The organism is Ponticaulis sp. (genome assembly GCF_029210165.1).
Lineage (GTDB): Bacteria > Pseudomonadota > Alphaproteobacteria > Caulobacterales > Hyphomonadaceae > Ponticaulis.
In genome coordinates, this window is sequence record NZ_JARGNT010000001.1 from 1,188,498 (window position 1) to 1,212,279 (window position 23,782).

The window sequence follows — 23,782 nt, forward strand, 5'->3', positions numbered from 1 at the left end:
GGATCAGCTATTCTGCTAGAGGCGGAAGCTCTTCTTCCTGAATGGTGGTCGTTGGTGAAGGGAGCGGTGCATAGCCGCCGCCTTCGTTTTCAACCCAGATCGTGCGGCCGGTTTCAGGGTCGACATATGAAGTACCAGCAAGGCGTTGTGGCTCTTCATTGCGCGGACGCAATTCCGGCTCGGCGCTTACTTCTTCCTGAGGTGCCGGTTCCGGTTCGCCCCAAAGCGGCTCCGGACGTTCCAGATCGCCGCGCAGGCCGCAGGCAGACAGGCCCGCAAGAGCAATAAAAGCAGGGATCAGGGCGATGCGTTTCATGAGAGAAGCTCCTTCCAGCGGCTGACCTGTTCGCGCACACGAACCGGCGATGTTCCGCCATAACTCTGGCGCGAATTGACTGATGCCTCAACAGTCAGAACCGAATATACGGCATCAGTAAGGCGTGGCTCAATTGATTTGAGGTCATCAATCGAAAGCTCTGCCAGGTCACAGCCTTTGTCTTCAGCCAGTTTTACGGTCGCGCCGGTTACATGGTGTGCCGCGCGGAATGGAAGGCCAAGCTCGCGGACCAGATAGTCTGCAAGGTCTGTCGCCGTGGAGAAGCCGTGCGCCGCCGCAGCCCGCATGGCTGGTTTATCTACCGTCCAGCTGGAAACCATGCCGGTCATTGAGGCCAGGCAGAGGTCCAGCGCGTCAAAAGCAAGGAAGGTGAGTTCCTTATCTTCCTGCATGTCTTTGGAATAGGCGAGTGGCAGGCCTTTCAGGACCGTCAGTAGCGCCTGAAGCGTACCATAAATACGGCCAGTTTTCGCGCGCACGAGCTCGGCTGCGTCCGGATTGCGCTTTTGCGGCATGATGGATGAGCCTGTGGACCAGGCATCAGACAGGCGCACGAAGTGGAACTGGGCAGAGGCCCAGATCACAATCTCTTCTGCAAGGCGGGAGAGATGCATCGCGCAGATCGAGCAGGCGGAGACAGCTTCAACCGCAAAGTCACGCGCTGACACGGCGTCGAGAGAGTTTGCCATCGGCGCTTTAAAGCCGAGGTCAGCGGCTGTTTTCTGGCGGTCGATCGCGAAGCCCGTGCCGGCAAGCGCCGCTGCGCCAAGCGGGCTTTCATTCATCCGGTCCTGACAATCCAGAAAACGGGACCGGTCGCGCGAAAACATTTCGACATAGGCCATAAGATGGTGACCGAATGTGACCGGCTGCGCCGTCTGAAGGTGGGTGAAGCCCGGCATGACGGTATCAGCGTGGAGATCAGCCTGTTCCAGCAGGGCTTCCATAAGGCCGCGCGTCTGATCTGCGCGGGTCTGCAGCGCCTGACGTGTCCAGAGGCGAAAATCCGTTGCGACCTGATCATTACGCGAACGCGCCGTGTGAAGGCGTCCGGCGGGCTCACCGATAATTTCCTTCAGGCGCGCTTCGATATTCATATGAATATCTTCAAGGTCTTTGCGGAACGGGAAGTCGCCGCCGGCGATTTCCTGTTCAACCTGATCAAGGCCTCCAAGGATCGCGTCGCGGTCGGCGTCAGAGACGATGTTGCTATCGGCCAGCATGCGCACATGGGCGCGTGAGCCCTGAATGTCTTCAGCGGCCATGCGCTTGTCGACATCAATGCTCGCATTGATTGCTTCCATCACTTCATCGGGCTTGGCGGCGAAACGTCCGCCCCACATTTCCTGACCGGAGGCTGGCTTTTTGGCCATAATTACTATCTCTTACGTTGCAACGAATGAGGCCTGTAATGACAAAACTCACACGTATAGGAATTCCGCTAATGCTTTTGATCGGGCTTGGCGCATTTGTCTATGCCTGGTTTTCCGCTGCATCACCGAATGTCACGCGCGAGGGCATCCAGTCTTACGCGGTCGGGGAGATGTCCCGGCTTCAATTCCAACGCGCAGGCGAACCGATTTCGGAAGCCGAGTTTCAGGCGCCGGACGGATCAACAGCAACGCTGGCAGACTATACCGGTCGTATTCTGGTCGTGAACTTCTGGGGCACGACATGCGCGCCATGCGTTCTGGAAATGCCGACGCTTGCGGCTTTGCAGAACGAATTCGACGAGAGCGATCTTCTTGTAATGCCTCTGTCTTTCGATCGCGTCGGTGACTATCCGATGGCGCGAGAACGCCTTGATGAGCTAACGGACGGAGCACTCGACTTTTATGGCGATGCCGAGCGCGGCGTCATGTTCGACTCTTACATTGGCGGGTTTCCGAGCACAGTTATTTACGACCGGAATGGCCGGGAAGTCGCCCGTTTTGAGGGCGACACGGACTGGGCATCGGATGAAGCTCTGGAACTGTTCCGGGCGCTGGTTGGCTGATCAGCCTTCGGCGGCTTTAGGCAGTTCCGTCGCGGCGCGGGCTGCCTGAGACAGATCGCGTAGCATTCGGCTGAGGTCAGGGTTTGTCTTCAGCGCTTCGCGTGCGTCCTGTTCTTTCAACATTTTAGTTGCCGCCATAGAGGCCAGTGTCGCGCTCTGTCCCTTCGGAAGGGCTTCTGCTGCAAGCCGGAATAGCGCAACGGCCGCCAGAGCCGGCGAGCCGGCCTTGCGGGCGATTGACGGGAACAGCTTGGCGTTCGAAATCAGGCGGACGCTGAGCGTGTCGAGATCCTGCGCGCCATGAATGCGCTCTGCTTCAGGCAGGTCGGATTTCAATAACGCGGCTTGTGTTGCGCGAAGCGTCATCAGAACTTGTACATGTCGTCCGTCATTGTTCATCACCGCTTCTTCAAAGCGCGGCTGACCGATCATACCACGTAGTAGGGTAATCATTTTGGTACGGGCGTCGTAGCCAACCAGATTGTCCTGCAGTTTGAGTAGCTGCATTGGGCGATCCAGAATTTCAAACCGCTCCAGATAGCCGTCCACAGTGTCCGTCGACATCAGACGCTTGGAGCGTGCGCAGAAGGAGTCATACATTTCTGCGTGGCGATTGGACTTCATGATTTTGACGAGCCGGTCACCGAAATCCTTGAGCATTTTGAATTCAGTAAGCAGGCACTTGTCATAAAGGCGGTGGTTTGAGCCGATATGCTCAAAAATGCGCGATACGATTGTCTGTGATGCCGTCGGCAAAAGTCCCAATTGCACGGCTTCGGCCAGGGCTTGGGCATGCGGCAGGTCGTGAAGCGGATCGCGCGTATTGCGTCTATCGGGGCGGGGTTCCAGCACGCCGATCAGGCGGTCTACGACTTCACCGGTGTTTTGCGTCTCGCCCAGAATAGCGCTCACCGCACCCGGGGTATCGATCCACTCGGAGAAATAATCAGTCAGGACTTCGTTGACGAACTTCCGGTCAGCTTCTTCAAGTGTTTCAGCCTCTTTCCAGATTTCGACAAGCCCGGTCAGCTTTTTGGGCCAGCTCGTCTCACGCATGAGCCGGTCGGCCAAAGCTGACTTAAACGCTGTCAGAAGGTTTGGCTTTTGACGGCATCTCTTCACGACGTCATCGAGCGTGCCTTCGTATTTCACAAAGCGCCCGGCCTTCTTCTCTTTGAAGATGCTGTTGACGCCCTGATTGACTAGCTCGTGCAGTTGGCGCGCAATCGCGTGAAGGCTTTCTTCGCCGGCACGCGCGATCGCGACGCGCTGAATGGCCTGTGTGATTTCAGAGCCGGAGCTTTCAAGAATTTCGAGAAGGTCCGTCCGGTAGATCAATTCGCCCGGCAATACGCGGTGGCGTTCCAGAAAGCGCGGAATGACTTCCAGATAGGTTTTGCGTGCTGAAACCTTCCGAAGGTCGCCAGCAGAAACGCATGAAGATGTCTGTTGCGGAATAAAGGTGCGCGATGGTCGCTTGCGCGGCTCTTCGCAATCGCCCAGCGCGGCAACAAGAATGGCGATATAATCACCATTCGCGCCTTTGCGCTCTTCCTTCATAACCTTCACGCCACCTTGCGGATGGCTCTTCAGAAATGCGTTTGCGCGCTCAATGGCTTTCTGGCGATTCGGAATCGCATCGACCAATGCCCAGCTCGCTTTAGGCGATTTTCTCAGAAAAAGTTCGAAATGTGTTTCGCGACCGCCCATAACCCACCTGCTTTTTAAGGGATTATCATACTCCTGTCCGCTTAAGGTCACATGAAAGTCGCCTTTAAAGGTTGTAGTTTCCCCGTTATGGTCTTGTTAAAGAACGACGAGCGCCTGGGACGGCATAGAGAAGGAGCTGGGATGGCTACGCTGGCATTAGTGGACGATGACGAGAACATCGTTGAATCCCTCAAAATGTTTTTTGAGGCGGAAGGGTATAAGGTCCGTACATATCATGACGGGCAGACGGCGTTGACGGCTCTCACCGAGACACCGCCAGATCTGGTTGTTCTGGATGTGAAAATGCCAAAGATGGACGGCATGGAAGTTCTGCGCCGTCTGCGTCAGACTTCGGACATTCCGGTTATTTTTCTGACATCGAAAGATGAGGAAATCGACGAGGTGATCGGTTTTAACATCGGCGCTGACGATTTCGTGCGTAAGCCTTGCTCCAACCGTCTCCTGTCGGAGCGCGTTAAGGCCGTTCTTCGTCGTTCGCGCGGCGCGGTTGAGGTTGAGGGCGATCAGAAGCCGATCGTTCGTGGACGCCTCGTACTCGACCCGAACCGCCATGTCTGTTCATGGGATGGTGAGCCGGTCCGCCTGACTGTGACTGAGTTCCTCATCCTTCTGGCGCTCGCTCAACGTCCGGGTTTCGTTAAAAACCGCGACCAGCTCATGGATGCGGCGTATGACGACCAGATCTATGTCGATGACCGTACCATCGATAGTCATATCAAACGCCTGCGGAAGAAATTCCGTGAAGTAGACGGCGAGTTCGACGCGATCGAAACGCTTTACGGCGTCGGATACCGCTATAAGGAGAGCTAGCCTGTCGGCTCAGCGAAAATCGCGGACTTTTGTAAACTCGCGGATTGCGAGGCTGATCTTTGCCTCCAATCTCGCGGGTCTGCTCGTTCTGATCATCGGCGCGCTCGTGCTGAACGAGATGCGTGTGGGTCTGGTGCAGGCGCGGATAGACAGCCTCAACACACAGGGTGACCTGATCGTCTCGGTTCTGGCCGAGGGCGCAACTGTGGGCGACCCGGAGCCGGAACTGATTGAGGTAAATGCGCGACGCATTCTGAAACGTCTGGAGCTGCCGTCCACCATTCAGGCCCGTATCTACAACGCCGACAGTGAAATGGTTGGCGATTATAACCTGCTCTCCGACAGGGTGGATGAATTTGCGCTCGGTGCGCTGGACGAGCCCAATATGTTCGAGAGTTTCGTGGGCGGTGTATCCGGTTTCATGGATAGCATCGGGCGCTGGCTTCAATCGAGCGCGCGGGAGTCTCTCCTGCAGCCGGGTACTTTTGATGACGAGCTGAATGAGGCTTTGTCTGGTGAACGTGTATCAGGCGAGCGCATTACAGATGACGGGCAGCGTGTTGTTTCAGTGTCTCTGCCTATCCAGCACGTGTCAGCAGTCGTCGGGGTTCTGACGATCGAAGCCAGTGATGTGGATACAATTGTGCGCCGTGAACGTGCTGCGCTTCTGCCCTTTATTGCTGTTGCGATCATCGTGTCGCTTCTTTCCTCTGCCCTGCTCGCCATCATGATTGCGCGCCCGCTCAGACGGCTCGCGCTTGCCGCCGACCGTGTCGGGTCTGGCGCTGCGGAGAAAATCGAGCTGCCAGCGCTTACCAGCCGTAAAGACGAAATTGGCGAGCTGGCGGATTCTCTGGAAGGTATGACGGCTGCGCTGTTTGACCGGATCGTAGCCAACGAGGCTTTCGCTGCGGACGTTGCGCACGAACTGAAAAACCCGCTCACCTCTATCCGTAGCGCTGTTGAAACGTCCGAACGTGTGACGGATCCGGAAGCGCGTGAGAAACTGCGCAAAGTGATTGCGTCAGATGTGCGCCGCCTTGATCGCCTCATTACTGACATTTCCAATGCGACGCGCCTTGAGGCCGAAACCGCACGTCTCCCGAATGCTGCGGTCGATCTTGGCCAGCTTCTGACAGACCTCACAGAAACCTATGATGCGATCCGTAATGAAGGCGACCCACGTGTGCGCTTCGAGCGCGATGAAGATAGCGGCGATCTGATTGTCCTTGGACGAGATGGTGCGCTTGGGCAGGTCTTTAGAAATCTCATTGAGAATGCGCGGTCGTTTTCACCGGAAGACGGGCAGGTCATTGTTCGCGGTCGCACAATGGCGGTACGCGGACGCGCCTCTGTCGAAATCACTGTTGAAGATGAAGGCCCGGGTATTCCGGACGGCAAGCTCGAGAAGATTTTCGAACGATTTTATACGGACCGGCCAGCGGGTACGAAATTTGGCCTGAATTCAGGGCTGGGCCTGTCCATCGTGGCGCAGATCGTAGAAAGCCATCGCGGCATAGTGACGGCCGAAAACCGTGAGGATGCAGAGGGCAATGTGCTGGGCGCTCGCTTCGTCGTTGTACTGCCGGCTCAGCTTCAGAGCTGACACGACCATCCCATGTCGCAATTTCGACACATGTTGAAAAAACTGGTCGCCCGATATGCCGGTTTTTCTGATTAACGATGCTGCAATTGCAAAAACCCCCTTGCCAAGTGGAATTGTCTGACCTCACTCTTGTAGTTTAGTCGGTTGAAAGGTTTCCCATGATCGGTGTCGTGGTGGTCAGTCACGGAAAACTCGCACGTGAGCTTGTTGCAGCAACAGAGCACGTCGTGGGTGAGCAGCGTCGGTTCCGGTCGATTTCAATCGAGCCAGATGACGATATGGATGCACGTCGCACTCAGATTCTGGAAACAGCCGAAGCCTGTGATGATGGCGACGGCGTTATTCTTCTGACAGACATGTTTGGTGGTACGCCGTCCAATCTTGCAATTTCCGTTATGGGGCAGGGCAAGATTGAGGTGATTGCTGGCGTGAACCTGCCAATGCTGATCAAGCTGGCCGAAGTTCGCGAACGTATGTCCATGCAGGAAGCGGCTGAGGCGGCTCAGGAAGCGGCTCGCAAATATATTTCCATCGCATCGAAGGTGTTAGTCCGATCCCAGTAGAGTTTGAAATGTCCTGTACGCGTGTTGTTGAGATATGTAACCAGAAGGGCCTGCATGCACGGGCCTCGGCGGCATTCTCGCGAACAGCGCAGGAATTTGCTTCAAACATTCAGGTCTCACGCGCCGGTATGGAAGCCGATGGAAAGTCCATCATAGAGCTGCTTTCGCTCGGCGCGGGTAAGGGCTATGAGATTGAAATTTCTGCTTCAGGTGAAGACGCCGAAGCCGCCGTTCAGGCTCTTATTGATCTTGTGAACAATCGCTTTGGCGAAGAGTGCTAGGCTGAACGCTTAACGGTTCGCGCCGCTACGGTCTGCAATGTTCGGACGTAGCAGACGTTCTGCACCGCCATTTTCACGATCACCACGTTCGCGACCTGGCCCCAGAGTCAGGGTTTCAAACATGATGCGGCCTTCATCATTCTCAAAACGCTGTGACAGGGTGAGCATGCCCTGAACAAATTCGTCTTCGGTTACCTGATTGGGTGTCGCGGCCGGAAACAGGCGCGGATTGGCAATCACATCGTTTTCGCCAGCAAAGCGGGCTGCCCAGTTACGCTGTTCGATAGGTGTCAGAACTTCATTTTCGTCCTGATCGGCATTGCGAAAGGCAAGGCGTGCGCCTGCTTCAATCTCGTCATGCGTGATTTCGAGGTCGAGATTGCGGTCGAAGGCAATGAAAATCATCGCGCCGGATTTCAGGAATGTCGCGCCGGCGCGGTCTTCGTTCAGGCCGTTTCCGCCGCGCACAGGCAGTCGCTCCTGGGCAAATGACGTCCCGATAAGAGACAGGCAGAGACCGGCTCCTGCCGCCGTGATCATGGCTTTGAACGCGCTGTTCGCTGAAGCTTTCACTCATCGTCTCCGTCTGGTTCGGGGTGAGACTATGCTCACATTTCTCCCGCGCAAAGCATTTTGTCCGTGGCTGACTGAATTGTCATCTTCAAAAAACATATAAAGGAATATTTATATGGTTTGGTGATTATGATCGTCTCTGGTATACGCGACCCAGAAATTTTCCCCTTTGAAAGGCTAAACCCATGTCCAACGATTATCAGGTTGCCGATATTTCCCTCGCTGACTTCGGTCGCAAGGAGATCGAAATTGCTGAAACAGAAATGCCGGGCCTGATGGCTGCGCGCGAAGAGTTCGGCGCGAGCCAGCCTCTTAAAGGCGCGCGCATTGCCGGATCTCTGCACATGACGATCCAGACGGCTGTTCTCATCCAGACGCTTGAGGCGCTGGGCGCAGAAGTGCGCTGGGCAAGCTGCAATATCTATTCAACGCAGGACCACGCTGCTGCGGCAATCGCGGCGAGTGGCACGCCTGTCTTCGCGCATAAGGGTGAGACCCTCGAAGAGTATTGGGATTTTGCAGACAAAATCTTCTTCTGGCCGAATGGCGATCTTGCCAACATGATCCTCGACGATGGCGGCGATGCGACGATGTATATTCTGCTCGGCGCGCGCGCTGAGGCGGGTGAAGACGTTCTCTCCAATCCGGGCTCTGAAGAAGAGGAAGTTCTCTTCGCGCAGATCAAAAAGCGCCTTGCTGCAAGCCCGGGCTTCTTCACCAAACAACGTGATGCCATTCAGGGCGTGACAGAGGAAACAACGACAGGTGTGAACCGTCTCTATCAACTCGTTGAAAAAGGCATGCTGCCTTTCCCTGCGATCAACGTAAATGATAGTGTCACCAAGTCCAAGTTTGATAACAAATACGGCTGTAAAGAGAGCCTTGTAGACGCGATCCGCCGCGGCACGGACGTTATGATGGCGGGCAAAGTCGCATTCGTTGCTGGCTATGGCGATGTGGGCAAAGGCTCTGCTGCGTCTCTTGCCGGTGCGGGTGCACGTATCATCGTTTCAGAAGCTGACCCAATTTGTGCGCTTCAGGCCGCAATGGACGGTTTTGAAGTAAAAACGCTGGAAGGGTCACTTCCCCGCGCTGACATTTTCGTCACCTGTACAGGTAACCGCGACATCATCACGATCGACCATATGCGTGAGATGAAAGATATGGCGATCGTTTGTAACATCGGTCATTTCGACAATGAAATTCAGGTGGAAGCTCTGCGGAACTATAAGTGGACGAACATCAAGCCTCAGGTCGACATGATCGAATTCCCTGACGGTAAGCGCATCATCCTTCTCTCTGAAGGCCGTCTCGTGAACCTTGGCAACGCAACCGGTCACCCGTCTTTCGTTATGTCCGCGTCGTTCACCAACCAGACGCTTGCGCAGATCGAGCTCTGGACCAAAGGCGACCAGTACGAGAACAAGGTCTACACCCTGCCGAAAACGCTGGACGAGAAAGTCGCTGCACTTCACCTCGATAAGCTTGGCGTGGAGCTGACACAGCTGAACCCTGTTCAGGCGTCTTATATCGGCGTGAAGCCTGAAGGCCCGTTCAAGCCGGAACACTACCGCTACTAGACGGACGCAAAATCAAATGAAGAGAGCGCTGGGTATCACCGGCGCTCTTTTTGTTTCAGCTTAGCTTTTTGCCGGTTTCGATGACGGCGCTGACCAGCAGATCGAGATCCGAAAGCTGTGTCCGGTGGTTGGTGATATTCACCCGGATAGTCAAATGCCCGTTAATGCGGGTGGTGGACGGCGCAGCAATGCCGTCTTCCTGCAGCCGGATGACGAGTTCCTGGTTCAGCGCATCCAGAGCCGCTTCGTCCAGCCCCTCTGCCACATAGCGGAAACAGCAAATATTGAGGCCCATATAGCTAAGCAGGTCCAGCTCTGGTGCTGCCTCAACTTTGCGGGCCAGATATCCGGCCTGCTCGATATTCGCTTCGACAACCTGACCCAGTTTTTCCGGCCCATACTCAATGAGCTGTGTCCAGACTTTCAGTGCGCGAAAGCCCCTTGAGAGTTCGGGGCCAAGATCGACCGGCCATGGCAGGTCTGAACCAATGCCTCTTCCGGCATCTGCCAGGTAATCAGGGCGGTCTGAAAATGCGCGCAACTGGTGTTCTCGGTCGCGGATGAGGACGCAGCCGGCATCATAATTCACCTGCATCCATTTATGAAAATCAAAGCCGATGGAATCGGCGAGCTCGATACCGTCCAGCTTCCCGCGATGGACATCGCTCAGCTGAAGCGCTGCGGCAAAGGCTGCATCAATATGATACCAGAGGCCTTCGCGCTTTGCGATTTCACCCACCGCGCGGAGATCATCAATCGCGCCGCGATTGACGGTTCCAGCCGTGGCGCAGACGACGAATGGTTGCCGTCCGGCCGCGCGATCCTCTGCAATGGCCGCTTCAAGCGCATCCGTGCGCAAGCGCCCTATCTCGTCCTGCGGTAGTTTGCGAAGGCTGGCTTTGCCCAGCCCCAGCATATCAAAGGCACGCTCAAAACAGGCATGCACACCTTGTGACGCATAGCCGACAAGTGCCGGCCCGCTTCGAACGCCCTCAACGCCGATCGTAAAATCAGTCGCGACATCGCGCGCCGTTTTCAGCCCGATCAGCGTTGCCATGCTGGTGCCGGTCGTGATGAGGCCCGAGCCGTTGTCAGGCAAACCAAAAAGCTTCAGGCACCAGTCAATCACGGCTCGCTCAACACGGATCGCCGCGTGATTTCGCCCGCCGCAGTTTGCGTTCAGCGTTGAGGCGACCATATCCGCCAACAAGCCTGATGGCGTGCCTGCGCCATGCACCCATCCGAAAAAGCGCGGGTGCGTATTGCCCACGCCATAGGGCAGAAGTGATTTCAGAGCGGTATCGGCAGTGCTGCTGCCTTCGCCGGAAATCTGAGGTAACTCCAACTCATCCGGATGACGCCAGACAGGCCCCTCACGATAAGACTCCATCTCATCGAGCACGGTTTCCAGCATGTCGCGGGCTCTGGCGCGAAAGGCCTGCCAATCGTCCGGATCAAGAGAGTGCGTCATGAATATGCCTGCGAGGTGACTGCGTCGAAACCGCTGTCTAGCGTTCACATATCCGTGAAGACAACAGTTGAGTGTCAAACTAAGTCGCCTTGCGCCGCCGGAAAGACGTGATCTACTCCGCTTTAAGTCAGGAGACCTGCATGGACGACTTCAAACGCTGGATGACAAAGCGCCGGGATACCGAATACGAAAATCCGTGGATTCGGGTGGACCATAGCGAGGTGGTCGCCCCGACCGGCGCTGACGGCATTTACGGCACCGTGCATTTCAAAAATCTGGCAATCGGAATTTTCCCGATTGATGAGGATGGCTTCACATGGATTGTTGGCCAGACGCGCTTTGTCTTCGATGCCTATTCCTGGGAACTGCCACAGGGTGGCGGGCCGCGCGGTGAACCGCCAGTAGACACGGCGCAGCGCGAGCTTTCCGAGGAGTGTAATCTGGCGGCGGCATACTTCATTCCGCTGTTTGAAAATCTTCAGGTCTCCAATTGTATTACAGACGAACTCGGCCACGCCTTTATTGCGCATGGTTTATCGGCGAGGTCCGGAACGCCGGATGATACCGAAGAGCTTACCGTTCGCCGTATTCCTGTTCGCCTATTGATGGAGATGATCGAGGCGGGCGAGATCAGGGATATGTTTACTGTCATGATGGTCGCGCGGGCCTGTCAGCTTGCCGCGACGGGCAAGCTGCCAGACGACATTGCGCGTCATTTCCGGTTATAGGAGCGGCTAAGATCGCGGCGGAACCACCATCAGTCCATCGAAGACACGGCCATCGCGGTCGTAGATGTCATCAAGATACCGAACGCCGCCCTCACCATCGCTCACTGCAGTGAAATAGAGAATATGAACGGGCACACGAGCCGAAAGCGATGCGCGTGTCTCACGACCGCTTGCAACGGCAGCATCTAGGCGTTCGGACGTCCATTCGGGTGTTTCTTCCAAAAGCCAGCGTGACAGATCAATAGGGTTCTGGGTGCGCAGACATCCTGAAGAAAATGCGCGCTGGCGCTGCGAGAAAAGGCCCCGTGTTGGCGTGTCGTGTAAGTAAACATTATGCACGTTCGGGAACATGATTTTCACCTGACCAAGTGCGTTTTCGGGGCCGGGCGCCTGCCTGATGCGGAACGGGAAGTTCGTTGATGAATAGTCATTCCAGTTAATGCCCGCCGGATCAACGACTGCGCCCTGTCGGTCGAGAATCTGAAATCCAAGTCGCTGAACTGTTGCCGGATCTCGCTGGAAAGCAGGTAGCTTATCAGCGCGTGCAAGGCTTGGGGGTGTTTCCCACCATGGGTTAAATACGATGTATTCTATTTCGTCGGAGAAAACCGGCGTACGACGGTAGTTCCGACCCACAATGGTCAGATGCGTGCGCACCGGTTGGCCGTTTTCATAGGCGGTGACGTCAAAACCCGCGATATTGGCGCGCAAATGACGCCGACCAAGATCAGCCGGAAGCCAGCGCCAGCGTTCCAGATTGATCATAATCTGACGAATGCGTTCTTCATTTCCGCGGTTCAGCGCAGCAAGAGACGCTGCACCGACAAGTCCATCCGCTGTCAGGTCTTCGCTTTCCTGAAATGTCTCGACGGCAAGATGTGTATCCGCATCAAAATTTCCTGAAATAGCGAAGTCTTCTGTCAGGAAGCCAAGCTCTTTCAGACGGGTCTGGAGGGCTGAGACACGGTCACCCCTGTCGCCTTCTCGCAAAGTCGCCCCGGCTGAGACTATTGTGCGCGTGCCCGATGTTTGTGCTCGCAGACGGGCAAGCTCGTCCAGAAGCGTATGATAGCCGGGCTGAATTGGCGCGAACTGTTCCAGGGTGGACCCAATCGTCTCCTGCGCCAGGGCGTAACGCAAAACCGGGCCGGGATTGTGCGGGTGATTGATAACGGTCCAGTCAGGCTCCACGGAAACCGGATCCAGCTTCCCATATGCCAGATGGGTCGCCGCCATGAAGAAGGCGCTGGTCGCGATACGGTCGCGCCCGGCCTCGTTTTCGCGCAGGCTGGTGAGCTGTTCCAGATGATAATGTGACGGGTTGAGCCCATGGCGAGACAAATTGTTGATCGCGAGAATGAGCGCATCATAGTTGGTGTCGGACCAGAGCTGAGCGTCACCGGCTTCGGTGTGAAACTGGTTGGTCGCTTCAACGGCAATGCGCTGGCCCGACCGAACCTGAGCTGCAGCCGGAAGCACGAGACCTGCCGATACAGCCAGTCCTACGACAAGATACAAAAGGCGTTTCATGGGAGGTCCTTCAGCAAGTAAAGCGCTATGGCCCAGAGGCCTGAAATTCATTTGCCTTCTGCCATGTTCCCTGAATGAAGAATAGCCGATCTGTCAGTTCGCGCTGCTCTATTTTACCGCGTGATAAACCTCTGTGCGGCAGGTTTCCGGATCAACAGTTGTCGGGTCGTCTACATAGATTTCCCAGACCGGCATCGTCTTGGTGAGGCCTTCTTTTTCAGTCGCATCCCAGATGTTTTTATGGGTCTGGTTCAGATTGGCGTAGGAACCGATATGGGTCGCCATCATCACATCACAAACCGGGATCACCCCGACCTTGATATTGCCCGTGGCTTTCGACGCATCTTCTGAATGTATGAGGAAACCAGCGCGAAACGGCATGGTGTCGCCCGTTGGCATGTCTGCATAGAGAGACATCGGCATGCTGGCGGGCGCGATGTTATTCTGGCCGAGGAATGTGTAGACCTCGCCGAAGCCGGTCGCCATCGCGTTTGAAATCTCTTCCGGAGAAAACTTCGGTGCGCGCTCGACATACAGATAGGTCTGCGCGGGCAGCGTTTTGCGTTTGATCTCCATATCGTCCCTCCCAAAAGAGAAGGGAGTAAAGTGCCAGATTGCGATCTTGGCAAGTTTCGCGGATTTCAGCGCATGCGACCGCACAGGGCGGCAATGCCCTCTGCGGCGTTATAAGCGGCCCAGTGAAGGGTGATCAGATCTTCCGTCTCGTCAGGCGGAGCGCCTTGCGTTGTTTCGGGCGGCGGGCGCCAGTCTTTCAGTGGAAGGAATAAGTTCGCAGGCCTTGTGATTTCCGACGTGGCGCGTGACGTTGTCTTGCGGGATACAATCATGCCTGCCCAGATCGCGGCGAGCTTGTCTGCGCGGTCATCGATTTCGGCTCTGATCGTTTTGAGCCTCTCTATGCGCGCCATAAGTATATCGCAGGCAAGTATGTCGTCATTCCTTGCGCGCCGCTGCGGTGCCCGCGTTCCTTTCGGGGAAAGTGTAGCTTTGGCTGGTCCCGCTTCGCTCGGCATGGATACGGAGAATCCGGGCGGTGCTTGATCGCGCTTTTGTATGCCACGTAGTGCCGCAAACGGATGGAGTGGGGCTTCGTGTGTCCGGTTTGCGTGCGCAGGGACGCCATTCAGGCCAAATGGGCGCGGCGTGATTCCGCCATGCCGCAGGCGTTCAAAGACCGCCAGAATAATCGCGCACCGCAGAAAGTGTTCGGCCCGTACAACCATGCCGGTCAGTCTTCTGACATCATATCGAAACAGGCGCGGCGTGCCGTCTTCATCGAAAATGCCCCAGTCGTCGGTGAAACAGGCTGCCAGCTGAATATAATGGCCGATGCGCTGTTTCAGCGCGGAGAGCGTTTCGCTCGCATATCTGATCGGCCCGGTAAGCATGGCCAGAGGATAGAGGTGGAACTGGTGGGGTTGGATTGTTCTTGTGTGGGTGAAATCATCTGGGACGAGTTGCCAGGAGCCGCAGGTTCCCGTGAAGACGGGAACCTATGCTTAGATTATTGAAGTGAAGGCGGCGCCTTGTCCTTCATTGTGTTCGCTAAACCCTGCGGCAATACCGCTGGCTAAGCATGGATACCCTTCTACAAGGGCATCCGCGGAGAGAGTGGTATCTTTTCACCTGCGGCTCCGGTCACTTGCGCCTGCGCAGTCGCTTGTGTAGTGCTCCACACGAGCACCGCGAAGGCGCAGGGCGAGCGAGCCTGTGAGCGACCAGCCCGAGCAAAAGTCCAGAAGATGACCTATAAAACCTCCATTCTCACCCTCTTTCCGGAGGCCTTTCCGGGCATACTCGGCACGTCTATTATCGGTCGGGCGCTGGAAAATGACATTTGGTCGCTAGAAACACTGGACATTCGCGCATTTTCTGATCATAAGCACCGTTCCGTTGACGACACCCCTGCCGGGGGCGGTGCTGGTATGGTACTGCGACCTGATGTGGTGGCGGCAACAATTGATGCGGTTGATCGAGAAGACCGACCGCTCATTTATCTGAGCCCGAGAGGTAAAACGCTTACTCAGGCCCGGGTGCGAGAGTTATCTCAGTCCCCGGGAGTTATACTGATTTGCGGACGCTTTGAAGGCCTGGATGAGCGCGTGATCGAAGCGCGCGGCATTGAGGAAGTCAGTATCGGGGATTACATCCTCGCTGGCGGTGAAGTGGCAGCCATGGTCCTTCTTGAGGCGGTTGTCAGGCTTCTTCCGGGTGTCGCGGGAAATGATCTCTCGCTCGAAGAGGAAAGTTTCGAGTCCGGCTTGCTCGAATATCCTCACTATACGCGACCGCGCGTGTGGGAGGATCGGGCAATCCCGGACGTATTGCTGTCGGGTAATCATGGCGCTGTTGATAAATGGCGACGTGAAAAAGCCGAAGAGCTGACAAGAGTTCGCCGACCAGATCTCTGGAAGGCACATATGGAACGTAAAGAGCAAGGCTGAGAAGCCTGGTTTGAAAGGCCGGAGTAAAGAAGATGACGAACATCATCGCAGAGCTTGAAGCAGAAGAGATTGCCCGCGTTGCTGGCGACAAAGAGATCCCGCACTTTTCTCCGGGTGACACGCTGACAGTAAACGTACGCATTAAAGAGGGCGAGCGTGAGCGCGTTCAGCGTTACGAAGGCGTTTGCATTGCACGTTCCGGCGGTGGCCTGAACGAGAGCTTCACAGTCCGTAAGATTTCTTTCGGTGAAGGCGTTGAGCGTGTATTCCCGCTTTACTCCCCGAACATTGAAAGCATCGAAGTGAAGCGTAAGGGTAAAGTTCGCCGTGCGAAGCTTTACTACCTGCGTGACCGTCGCGGTAAATCTGCTCGTATCGCTGAGCGTACATCTGGCCACGGCATCGAAGTTCGCGAAAACATCCTCGGCAAAACCGAGCGTAAGCGTAAGAACGAAGCAGCTAAAGCTGAGCGTAAAGCAGCAGCAGCTGAAGCACGCGCAGCAGCGGCTAAAGCTAAAGCGGCTGAAGAAGCAGCGGCAGCAGCAGCGGCTGAAAACACTGAGGGCGGCGAAGAGTAGATCTTTCGCATCGCATCAGCGAGAATTTGAAAGGGCGGTCCTTCGGGGCCGCCTTTTTTGTTTCGATTCAATGCTGTTCGCGCTGCCAATTATGGTTGACGTTTCGGTAACCATAATCTCACATGCCAGCGTGCCAAAGGGGCATATGCATATGGGGCATTAAAATGGGCGTTATGAAAGAATTCAAAGAATTCGCGATGAAGGGCAATGTTGTCGACATGGCTGTCGGCTTCATTCTCGGCGGCGCGTTTTCTACAATCGTGAAGTCTCTGGTCAACGACGTTATCATGCCGCCAATCGGGCTCGCGCTCGGTGGCGTTGATTTCGCGAACCTGAAAGTCGTTCTGAAAGAGGCCGTGATGAACGGCGAAGAAGTCGTGACCGAGGCGGTTTCTATCAATTACGGCATGTTCATCAACAATGTGATTTCCTTCATCATTGTTGCAGCGTGTCTGTTCTTCATCATCAAAGCGATGAACTCACTGAAGAAAAAAGAAGAAGAAGCGCCAGCAGAGCCGGAAGCGCCGCCGCCACCGCCGCGTGAGCAGGTGCTGCTTGAGGAAATCCGCGACCTTCTGAAGAAGTAAGTCGGACCTGCTTTCAAAAACAGAAGGGCGTACGGGCAGGGCTCGTGCGCCCTTTTTTGTGGTTTTACATTTGCCCTGATTTCAGGTGACACTCTCGTCTGAGCGGAAATGTCCGCCATACGGAGGGAACACAATGAGATTTCTGAAAACCGCGATGATCGCAGGCGCGAGCGTTCTGGCTGCGAGCGCTGCTTTTGCGGACGGGCATGAGACTGAAACGCCAACGACCGCAATCGTGACGTTTACTCTGCCTGACGGCATGACAGAGTTGCAGGCAAGAGACCTGTTCATGGGCTCAGTAGATACATTCGCCGAAATGCCGGGACTGATCCGGAAATATTATCTGTTCGATGAGGCGGAGCCAGTGGGCGGCGGTGTTTATCTCTGGGAGAGCCGCTCGGCAGCTGAAGCGCTTTACACGCCAGCCTGGCGCGAAGGCCTTGCGGAACGACTGGGTGCCATGCCGCAGGTTCAATATTTCACGTCGCCGGTCATCGTCGATAATGTGACGGATGACATCTGGTCAGCGCCTGATGCGCATGACTAGCTGAATGGCCCCCCGGCGGACACGTCCACCGGGGGATACACATCCTATTTCACATACTCGACGAAGAACTGGTCGGTATTGCCGCGAATGTTAGGCGCGAACACGTTTGTCGTGCCGTTATCGAGCGGATTTGCGAACAGGTCAGAGCTTTCGCCGAGGCGAAGACCTGCAGATGTTGCCATCTCATAGATAATGTTCGGGTCGATACGGTGGGTATCGCCGCCCGTGGATGGCGGTGCACCAGCAGGCGCGACATGATCAATCACATAGAGCCGGCCACCCGGGGCCAGAATACGGTAGATTTCTGCGAATGAACCGGACGGATCGCCCAGCCCGTCAGGCGCGTTATCCGGTGTGTACCAGAGTTCATGCGGCCCCTGAAACCAGGTCACGACATCAACAGAGCCCGATGGCACGTCACGCATCGCATCAAAGTCAGATTCCAGATAGGTCACATTGGCTGGCAGCGACCTGAAGCGCGGTGGTAGATCGCCTTCCCAGAAGCTGGCAAAGGCTGCGGGGTTCTGCATGTAAACCTGACCCTCAGGGCCGACCACGCTCGCAAGGAATGGCGTGAAATATCCGCCGCCTGCTTCCATCTCGACAACGGTGTCACCGATTTTAAGCTCCATGAAGGACAGCGTTTCAACCGGCTTGCGGATAGCGTCGCGCTCAAGGTCGGCTTCAAGGCGGCCCTGCGATGTCAGCGCAGCTGTATAGACAGCCTGATAGTCAATCGGCGGCGGTGGCGGTTCGGATGTCGCGCAAGCGGCAACGGCGAGCGCGCTCGCGGCGGTCAGCAGAGTAGTGAGTTTCATGGATATCCCTCCAGCTAGATTTGAAAGCTTATCATCTGATCAGGAGTGTGCACTAAAAATCCATGTGATGGGCGGGCCTTCGCTAATTGGCGTATGAGCACGCCCATCTCTCGACAGGGTGAGTGGCCTCTGTCTAACTTCCGGCACGTTTGTCTGGGGAGTGACTATGCGTCTGAAATTTATTGCCGCCTGCGCCGCTATGTTCTGTAGTTTCATGCCTGCCATGGCCGAAGCGCCGGATTTCTCCGAAGTACGGTTTGAAGAGCGGGGCGGTTTTTTCACGCTGCAGGTCGATACCGAAGGCAATAAGATTTACGCGCAGCTGCCTGAGACAGGTGAGGATGGCGTTGTCCTCCGCATGATCCATACCGCAGGGCTGACAGGCGGCCTCGGGTCTAACCCGGTCGGGCTGGACCGCGGCTGGTGGCGCGATGGTGAGATTATGGCCTTCCGCCGCATTGGTGACCGGCTCATTCTGGAGATTGAGAACCTCAATTACCGCGCCAGTGCGGATAATCCTCTCGAAGCCCGCGCTGTGCGGGAAAGCTTTGCGACATCCTTCATTGCCAGCATGGAAATCCTGTCTGATGAGGATGGTCTCGTCGTCGATATGACGGACTTTCTCACCGCCGACATGCTTGGGCTGGTTCAGTATCTGGCAGATGCAGGGCAGGGGCGATTTACGGTCGCTGGTGACCGCTCGCTTGTGGATACCGCGAACGCGTTTGCCTTTCCCGACAATATCGAGATCGACGCTTATCTGACGCTTCGCAGCGCTGATCCGGGCCGTGAGGTTTCCACGACCGCGGCGAATGGTACAGATGTGACCCTGATCCAGCACCATTCCTTCGTGCGACTACCGGAAGAGGGTTACACGCCGCTTGAAGCTGACCCGCGCACGGGCGCTGTCACCATGACCCATTATGACTATTCCGCCTCGCTCACAGACCCGATCGAGACACGTTATGCGCGGCGTTATCGTTTGCAGCGCGATGAAAACGGCGAAACCATCAACCCGATTGTGTTCTATATCGACCCGGGCGCGCCGGAGCCGATCCGCTCTGCTCTGGTGGATGGTGCCCGATGGTGGAGTGATGCGTTCGCTGCGGCGGGTTTTCCTGATGGCTACCGCGTGGAGCTTCTGCCGGAAGACGCGCACCCGCTCGATATCCGCTATAATGTGGTGCAATGGGTGCATCGTCAGACGCGCGGCTGGTCTTATGGCGGCGGTATTGCAGACCCGCGCACCGGCGAAATGCTGAAAGGTCATGTCATTCTCGGCTCGCTTCGTGTGCGTCAGGACCGGATGATTTTTGAAGGCCTTGCTGGTACGCAGAATGTAGGCACAGGCGCGCCGGATGATCCGGTAGAGCTGGCGCTCTCGCGCATTCGTCAGCTGTCGGCGCATGAGATTGGTCACTCGCTCGGCTTTGCGCACAATTTTGCGGCCAGCACATATGATAAAGGCTCGGTGATGGACTATCCCGCGCCGGACATTCGCGTGAGCGGCGGTGAGCTTGATTTCTCCAACGCTTACGGTGTCGGCGTTGGCGCGTGGGATGAGTTCGCGGCGACCTGGCTTTATGGCGAGCTGACCGATGACGCGCGTGAAGCGCTTGTGCGTGAGGCTGTCGCTGATGGGCTCGTCTTTGTCGATGATGGCCATGCGCGCGGTATCGGCACCGGCCATCCGCTCGGAAATATCTGGGATAACGGGCCTGACCCGCTCTGGGGTCTGGAGCAAGCGGTGGGCGTGCGCGCGATTGCCCTTGAAAATTTCGGCGTAGACCGTGTGGCTGAGGGGCAACCTGTCTCTGATCTGAATGCCGTAATCGTGCCGATCTACCTCTTCCATCGCTATCAGACGGCAGCAGCCGGTAAGCTGATTGGTGGCATGACCTATAATTACAGCGTGCGCGGGGATGGCCAGCCGGCAGCGCAAATGGTGCCAGCCGCCGATCAGCGTGAAGCGGTCGATACGATCCTTGAGACGATCACGCCAGAGTTTCTGGATCTCTCTGATGATGTTCTGAACCTTCTCACGCCAAGCATTGATGCCTATCTGGCGGCTGCGCCAACGCGGGAATTGTTCACGCGCAGCGCATATCCGGCATTCGATCTCACCTCTGCGGCGGATACCTCGGCGCAGATGACGTTTGATGTGCTGCTACATCCGCAACGCATTGCACGCCTGATCGAGTTTTCTCGTCGGGACCGTTACCAGATGAGCGCGGTTGAACTGTTCGATGCCATTCGTGTTCAGGTCATGGTCCAGCCGCGTGAGCCGCGCTTTTCTGGCATCGCAGAAACCGTGCGCGCCCGTTATGCCTTTGCATTGATGGATCTGGTGGATGCCGAGACGTCATCTGCGGTCGAGGCTGCGGCGTCTGCTGCGCTGGGTGAGCTGAAGAGCGATGTTTCCGGTCTCGATACGGCTCATGGCGACTGGCTGACCGCTCAGATTGAGGCGTTTGAAACCCGTCCGCGTGAGGCTGCGCCTGCGGTTGTAGACGCGAGCGGCCTGCCGCCGGGCGGCCCGATTGGGATGGACGCTTACGAGACCTGCTGGTTCTGCGAGTAGGCGTTAATCAATCCCAATGCGGGATTTGCCGCCTGCCGAGCGACGCAGAGAGATGACGGCCTGATCCATAATCTCCTGCGTGGCTGCGCAGGCAAGCTGCGGGCCGAGCATGGCTGGTTCGCCTGTCCAGTCACAGGCAAGGCCGCCCGCGCCGCGCACAACGGGAATAAGGGCGGCAACATCGTGCGGTTGAAGGGCGGTTTCGGTCACCAGTTGGATGTCACCTGCAGACAGACGCGCATAGGCATAGGCATCAAGACCATAGCGGGTAAGGCGTGCCGTCTGGCGCAAATGCTCGAACGCGCCGCGTTCTGAGGGTGTCAGAATGAACGGGTCGGTCGTTGATAGGATGGCATTGGTGAGGCGGGTTTCATCTGAAACGTTCAGCGGGGTGACTGTGCCGCGCACATTGATTTCAGCGCCGCTTGTCCAGCCGGTATAGCGCTCACCCAGATAAGGCTGGTCGATAATGCCGATTTCAGGGGAGCCGTCTCTGACAAGGCCGATCAGCGTCGTCCATGTCGGCAAGCCTGCAATAAAGGCGCGTGTGCCATCGACCGGATCCAGATACCAGGTCCAGCCGGATGTGCCTTCGGTCACGCCGAATTCTTCACCGTTAATGGCGTCATCGGGGGCTTCGCGGGTGAGAATCTCCCGCATAACGGCTTCTGCGTCCCGATCTGCCTTCGTGACAGGATCGAAATCGCCTTCGCCAAGCTTATTGTCCGTTTCGCCGTGCTGGCGGAACAGGGCAAGGGTTACGTGACGCGCCGCATCGGCCAGCTTGTGAGCCAGCGCAAGGCGCGATTGCATGTCAGCTGACAGCGCGGAGGAAGCAGTAGAAGGCGTGTTCATACACCTTCCACTGCCTCAACATGGCTGTTCAATCAAGCAACGTCTGAAGAGGTCGACTCCAGAGACTTTGCAAGTTCGAGGAGGCGGCGGCGTGGACGCTCTTCCAGACGGTAGTATGCGCGGACGAGTTCGAGCGTTTCTTTCTGGGAAAGAATGTCGCCTTCGAGCTTTTCGGCGTCGTTGGCTGGTGTCACGTCATTCTCATAGGCTTCGAGGCCATCAAAGAAGTACTGAACTTTTACGTTGAGCGCTTTTGCGAGCTCATAGATGCGGCCGGATGTGATGCGGTTCGCGCCACACTCGTATTTCTGGATTTGCTGGAAGCGTACGCCAACTTGTGAAGCAAGTTCCTGCTGGGTCAGTCCGAGCAGGCGGCGGCGCCAGCGAAGTCGTTTGCCGACGTGTAGATCAATATCAGTAGCCATGTGTCTCTCCGAAACAATCGTCCCGTTTGGGGACGGTTCAGAGGGGAATGAGCAAGCCGCATGCCGACTGACAGGCGAGTAGGGATTCGGATTTTGTGCGCTGCACAATAAAAACATGTCCGATTGGTCATTCTGTGACAAAAATCTCACGAAAAATTGCCGTATATGCGAAATTGTCGCAGATAAGGGGCTTGCGTTTTTTGCGGTGCAGCGTATTTTAATCTCACAACGTTTGACGTTGTCGCCCTGATTTGGGGCGTTTCCTCCCTATGACTTTACAACCGCGCTCTAACCAGCGCGGTTTTTTTTTGGTTTTCGCGGGTGCAAAATTGCGAAACTGGCTCAGGCCGGCGCAACGCGCGTGCGCTCTGCCCAGTTCATGACGGACAGCCCGAGGGCCTTCATATCCGATTGCAGCTTATAAAAGCCGGGTTTCAGACGCACCGTGTCTTCATCCATATAAAGGCGGCGGTTGATCTCAATCTGCAGCGCGTGGCGGTCTTCCAAAGGGCGCCCGTGACGCTGGGTGCAGTACCCGCCTGCATAGGGCATATTCCGCGCGACTTTATATCCGAGCGCGAGGAAATGGTTCTCCACTGTGCGTGCCAGCCCCTCATCGCAGGAGGCACCATGCCGCGTGCCGATAATAATGTCTGTGCGGATACGCCGTCCTGCAACGAGTGACGGCATGGAATGGCAGTCGATCAGCACGGAACGGCCGCAGCGCCGTTTGATCAGGTTCAGCCAGTTGGTGAGGGCGCGGTGATAGGGGCGGTAGGCCTCCTGAAGGCGCGCTTCGGCTTCGTCCCGGCTGAGTTTTCGAACGTGAATGTCCTGACCTGAGGCGGCAATGCGCGGAATGCAGCCAAGCCCCGCCTCAACGCGCGGGCTCCTTTCGCCCGCAGGCGTTGGTGCGCCATCTGAAAACATGCGCGAGTCGAGTTCCGTCTCAGACCGGTTGAGGTCCACATAAGAGCGGGCAAAAACGGCGCTGAGTGTGCCAATGCCCAGCTCGGACACCGGAGAAATCATCTGGTCGATATAAGCGTCTTCTACACGGCGTAAATCCATAAGCGGTACGCGCAGGAGAGACTGGAAATCGTCAGGATAATGCCGCCCGCTATGCGGAGACGCGAACATAACCGCACAATCATCCTGAGGCGCTGACAGCTGGAATGCGGCCTTTTGCGCCTCATCTTTGGATGAGTTGAGCTGAAATGTATTCACTTGCGTCATTTCGTTTAGGGTTTAACCTGAAAATATCCTGCAGTCTTCGACAGACGTTCACCGTCAGTTTACAATGGTTGAGGATACTCCAAAAGGGTTCGGTGGAATACAGGTCTCGTAATGACAAAAATCCTACTTGCTGAAGATGATGACTCTCTGCGCAGCTTTCTGACTGCGGCGCTGCGCCGTGCCGGTCATGAAGTGCAGGCGTTTGAGGATGGCGACACCGCGCTGACCGCGCTTGAGCGTGAAGTCTTCGATCTGCTTCTCACCGATATTCAGATGCCTGGCATTGACGGTATCGAGCTGGCGCGTCGCGGCGCGGAACTCGATCCGGCTATGAAGATTGTCTTCATTACGGGCTTTGCGGCTGTGGCACTGTCTAACAAGGCAAACACACCAGCCGGCGCGAAAATCCTCTCCAAACCTTTCCACCTTCGCGAGCTTGTCGACGAAGTGGAACGCGTGATGGCGGCCTGAGCCGCCACCTGAT

The 23,782-nt window shown here is 56.3% G+C and carries 25 protein-coding genes; 13 read left to right on the plus strand and 12 right to left on the minus strand.

Going from position 1 to position 23,782, the window contains the following annotated elements; all coding sequences use genetic code 11:
* Positions 1–7 precede the first annotated feature (7 nt).
* Both P1U45_RS05905 and argH read right to left on the minus strand, forming a co-directional pair.
* On the minus strand, positions 8–316 hold the full coding sequence (locus P1U45_RS05905; protein ID WP_301058137.1) for a lipoprotein: 309 nt from the start codon (positions 314–316) through the stop codon (positions 8–10).
* A complete protein-coding gene (gene argH / locus P1U45_RS05910) occupies positions 313–1,710 on the minus strand; it encodes an argininosuccinate lyase (protein WP_301058139.1) in 1,398 nt (465 codons plus the stop codon). Before argH ends, P1U45_RS05905 begins: the two co-directional genes overlap by 4 nt.
* A 38-nt stretch (positions 1,711–1,748) precedes the next feature.
* Here argH and P1U45_RS05915 point away from each other — a divergent pair, with 38 nt between their 5' ends.
* Entirely contained in the window at positions 1,749–2,333 is a 585-nt protein-coding gene (locus P1U45_RS05915; protein WP_293609943.1) for a TlpA disulfide reductase family protein, read from the plus strand.
* Here the strand turns inward: P1U45_RS05915 and P1U45_RS05920 are convergent, their stop codons facing one another.
* Positions 2,334–4,043: a hypothetical protein gene (locus tag P1U45_RS05920; protein WP_301058141.1), complete on the minus strand. Its 1,710-nt coding sequence runs from the start codon at positions 4,041–4,043 to the stop codon at positions 2,334–2,336.
* A 141-nt stretch (positions 4,044–4,184) separates the two neighbouring features.
* Here P1U45_RS05920 and P1U45_RS05925 point away from each other — a divergent pair, with 141 nt between their 5' ends.
* The 4 genes from P1U45_RS05925 to P1U45_RS05940 all read left to right on the plus strand — a co-directional run bounded on the left by P1U45_RS05925 (position 4,185) and on the right by P1U45_RS05940 (position 7,324).
* Complete coding sequence (locus tag P1U45_RS05925) at positions 4,185–4,874, plus strand: response regulator transcription factor (protein ID WP_022693999.1); 690 nt, start codon at positions 4,185–4,187, stop codon at positions 4,872–4,874.
* Position 4,875: 1 nt separating this feature from the next.
* Positions 4,876–6,480 (plus strand): stimulus-sensing domain-containing protein, encoded by a 1,605-nt coding sequence (locus tag P1U45_RS05930; protein WP_301059283.1) that lies wholly within the window; start codon positions 4,876–4,878, stop codon positions 6,478–6,480.
* A 158-nt stretch (positions 6,481–6,638) separates the two neighbouring features.
* Positions 6,639–7,043, plus strand: a complete 405-nt coding sequence (locus P1U45_RS05935) for a PTS sugar transporter subunit IIA (protein ID WP_022694001.1) — start codon at positions 6,639–6,641, stop codon at positions 7,041–7,043.
* 8 nt (positions 7,044–7,051) lie between these two features.
* The gene (locus tag P1U45_RS05940) at positions 7,052–7,324 is read left to right on the plus strand and encodes an HPr family phosphocarrier protein (protein WP_301058143.1); all 273 of its coding nucleotides are present in this window, start codon (positions 7,052–7,054) and stop codon (positions 7,322–7,324) included.
* A gap of 9 nt (positions 7,325–7,333) precedes the next feature.
* On the opposite strand, the gene P1U45_RS05945 is transcribed toward P1U45_RS05940, so the two are convergent.
* Complete coding sequence (locus P1U45_RS05945) at positions 7,334–7,897, minus strand: hypothetical protein (protein ID WP_301058146.1); 564 nt, start codon at positions 7,895–7,897, stop codon at positions 7,334–7,336.
* 185 nt (positions 7,898–8,082) lie between these two features.
* Between P1U45_RS05945 and ahcY the strand changes: the two genes are divergently transcribed.
* Positions 8,083–9,477 carry an adenosylhomocysteinase gene (ahcY, locus tag P1U45_RS05950; RefSeq protein WP_301058148.1) on the plus strand — a complete coding sequence of 465 codons (1,395 nt, stop codon included), beginning with the start codon at positions 8,083–8,085 and terminating at the stop codon, positions 9,475–9,477.
* Between the two features lie 55 nt (positions 9,478–9,532).
* On the opposite strand, the gene P1U45_RS05955 is transcribed toward ahcY, so the two are convergent.
* Complete coding sequence (locus tag P1U45_RS05955; RefSeq protein ID WP_301058151.1) at positions 9,533–10,948, minus strand: pyridoxal-dependent decarboxylase; 1,416 nt, start codon at positions 10,946–10,948, stop codon at positions 9,533–9,535.
* A gap of 140 nt (positions 10,949–11,088) precedes the next feature.
* Here P1U45_RS05955 and P1U45_RS05960 point away from each other — a divergent pair, with 140 nt between their 5' ends.
* Positions 11,089–11,676: an NUDIX hydrolase gene (locus P1U45_RS05960; protein ID WP_301058153.1), complete on the plus strand. Its 588-nt coding sequence runs from the start codon at positions 11,089–11,091 to the stop codon at positions 11,674–11,676.
* A gap of 6 nt (positions 11,677–11,682) precedes the next feature.
* Here P1U45_RS05960 and P1U45_RS05965 read toward each other — a convergent pair whose 3' ends face one another.
* From P1U45_RS05965 to P1U45_RS05975, 3 genes are all read right to left on the minus strand, one after another.
* Positions 11,683–13,206 carry a L,D-transpeptidase family protein gene (locus P1U45_RS05965; protein ID WP_301058155.1) on the minus strand — a complete coding sequence of 508 codons (1,524 nt, stop codon included), beginning with the start codon at positions 13,204–13,206 and terminating at the stop codon, positions 11,683–11,685.
* Positions 13,207–13,314: 108 nt separating this feature from the next.
* Positions 13,315–13,782, minus strand: a complete 468-nt coding sequence (locus tag P1U45_RS05970; RefSeq protein WP_301058157.1) for a GyrI-like domain-containing protein — start codon at positions 13,780–13,782, stop codon at positions 13,315–13,317.
* Between the two features lie 65 nt (positions 13,783–13,847).
* Positions 13,848–14,615: a hypothetical protein gene (locus P1U45_RS05975; RefSeq protein ID WP_301058159.1), complete on the minus strand. Its 768-nt coding sequence runs from the start codon at positions 14,613–14,615 to the stop codon at positions 13,848–13,850.
* 354 nt (positions 14,616–14,969) lie between these two features.
* Between P1U45_RS05975 and trmD the strand changes: the two genes are divergently transcribed.
* The 4 genes from trmD to P1U45_RS05995 all read left to right on the plus strand — a co-directional run bounded on the left by trmD (position 14,970) and on the right by P1U45_RS05995 (position 17,383).
* The gene (trmD, locus tag P1U45_RS05980) at positions 14,970–15,671 is read left to right on the plus strand and encodes a tRNA (guanosine(37)-N1)-methyltransferase TrmD (protein WP_293609952.1); all 702 of its coding nucleotides are present in this window, start codon (positions 14,970–14,972) and stop codon (positions 15,669–15,671) included.
* Between the two features lie 32 nt (positions 15,672–15,703).
* A complete protein-coding gene (rplS, locus tag P1U45_RS16655; protein WP_022694010.1) occupies positions 15,704–16,249 on the plus strand; it encodes a 50S ribosomal protein L19 in 546 nt (181 codons plus the stop codon).
* A gap of 164 nt (positions 16,250–16,413) precedes the next feature.
* Positions 16,414–16,836, plus strand: coding sequence for a large-conductance mechanosensitive channel protein MscL (gene mscL / locus P1U45_RS05990; RefSeq protein WP_293609953.1), 423 nt, complete (start codon positions 16,414–16,416; stop codon positions 16,834–16,836).
* 133 nt (positions 16,837–16,969) lie between these two features.
* Complete coding sequence (locus P1U45_RS05995; protein ID WP_301058161.1) at positions 16,970–17,383, plus strand: YdhR family protein; 414 nt, start codon at positions 16,970–16,972, stop codon at positions 17,381–17,383.
* Positions 17,384–17,427: 44 nt separating this feature from the next.
* Here the strand turns inward: P1U45_RS05995 and P1U45_RS06000 are convergent, their stop codons facing one another.
* Positions 17,428–18,201, minus strand: coding sequence for a methyltransferase domain-containing protein (locus tag P1U45_RS06000; protein ID WP_301058163.1), 774 nt, complete (start codon positions 18,199–18,201; stop codon positions 17,428–17,430).
* A 166-nt stretch (positions 18,202–18,367) separates the two neighbouring features.
* Between P1U45_RS06000 and P1U45_RS06005 the strand changes: the two genes are divergently transcribed.
* Entirely contained in the window at positions 18,368–20,782 is a 2,415-nt protein-coding gene (locus tag P1U45_RS06005; protein WP_301058165.1) for a zinc-dependent metalloprotease, read from the plus strand.
* 3 nt (positions 20,783–20,785) lie between these two features.
* On the opposite strand, the gene P1U45_RS06010 is transcribed toward P1U45_RS06005, so the two are convergent.
* The 3 genes from P1U45_RS06010 to P1U45_RS06020 all read right to left on the minus strand — a co-directional run bounded on the left by P1U45_RS06010 (position 20,786) and on the right by P1U45_RS06020 (position 23,289).
* Entirely contained in the window at positions 20,786–21,637 is an 852-nt protein-coding gene (locus P1U45_RS06010) for an inositol monophosphatase family protein (protein WP_301058167.1), read from the minus strand.
* A 32-nt stretch (positions 21,638–21,669) separates the two neighbouring features.
* Positions 21,670–22,062 carry a helix-turn-helix transcriptional regulator gene (locus tag P1U45_RS06015; RefSeq protein WP_022694015.1) on the minus strand — a complete coding sequence of 131 codons (393 nt, stop codon included), beginning with the start codon at positions 22,060–22,062 and terminating at the stop codon, positions 21,670–21,672.
* A gap of 342 nt (positions 22,063–22,404) precedes the next feature.
* Positions 22,405–23,289 carry an N-formylglutamate amidohydrolase gene (locus P1U45_RS06020; protein WP_301058170.1) on the minus strand — a complete coding sequence of 295 codons (885 nt, stop codon included), beginning with the start codon at positions 23,287–23,289 and terminating at the stop codon, positions 22,405–22,407.
* 120 nt (positions 23,290–23,409) lie between these two features.
* Here P1U45_RS06020 and cpdR point away from each other — a divergent pair, with 120 nt between their 5' ends.
* Positions 23,410–23,769 (plus strand): cell cycle two-component system response regulator CpdR, encoded by a 360-nt coding sequence (cpdR, locus tag P1U45_RS06025; protein ID WP_022694020.1) that lies wholly within the window; start codon positions 23,410–23,412, stop codon positions 23,767–23,769.
* Positions 23,770–23,782: the final 13 nt, after the last annotated feature.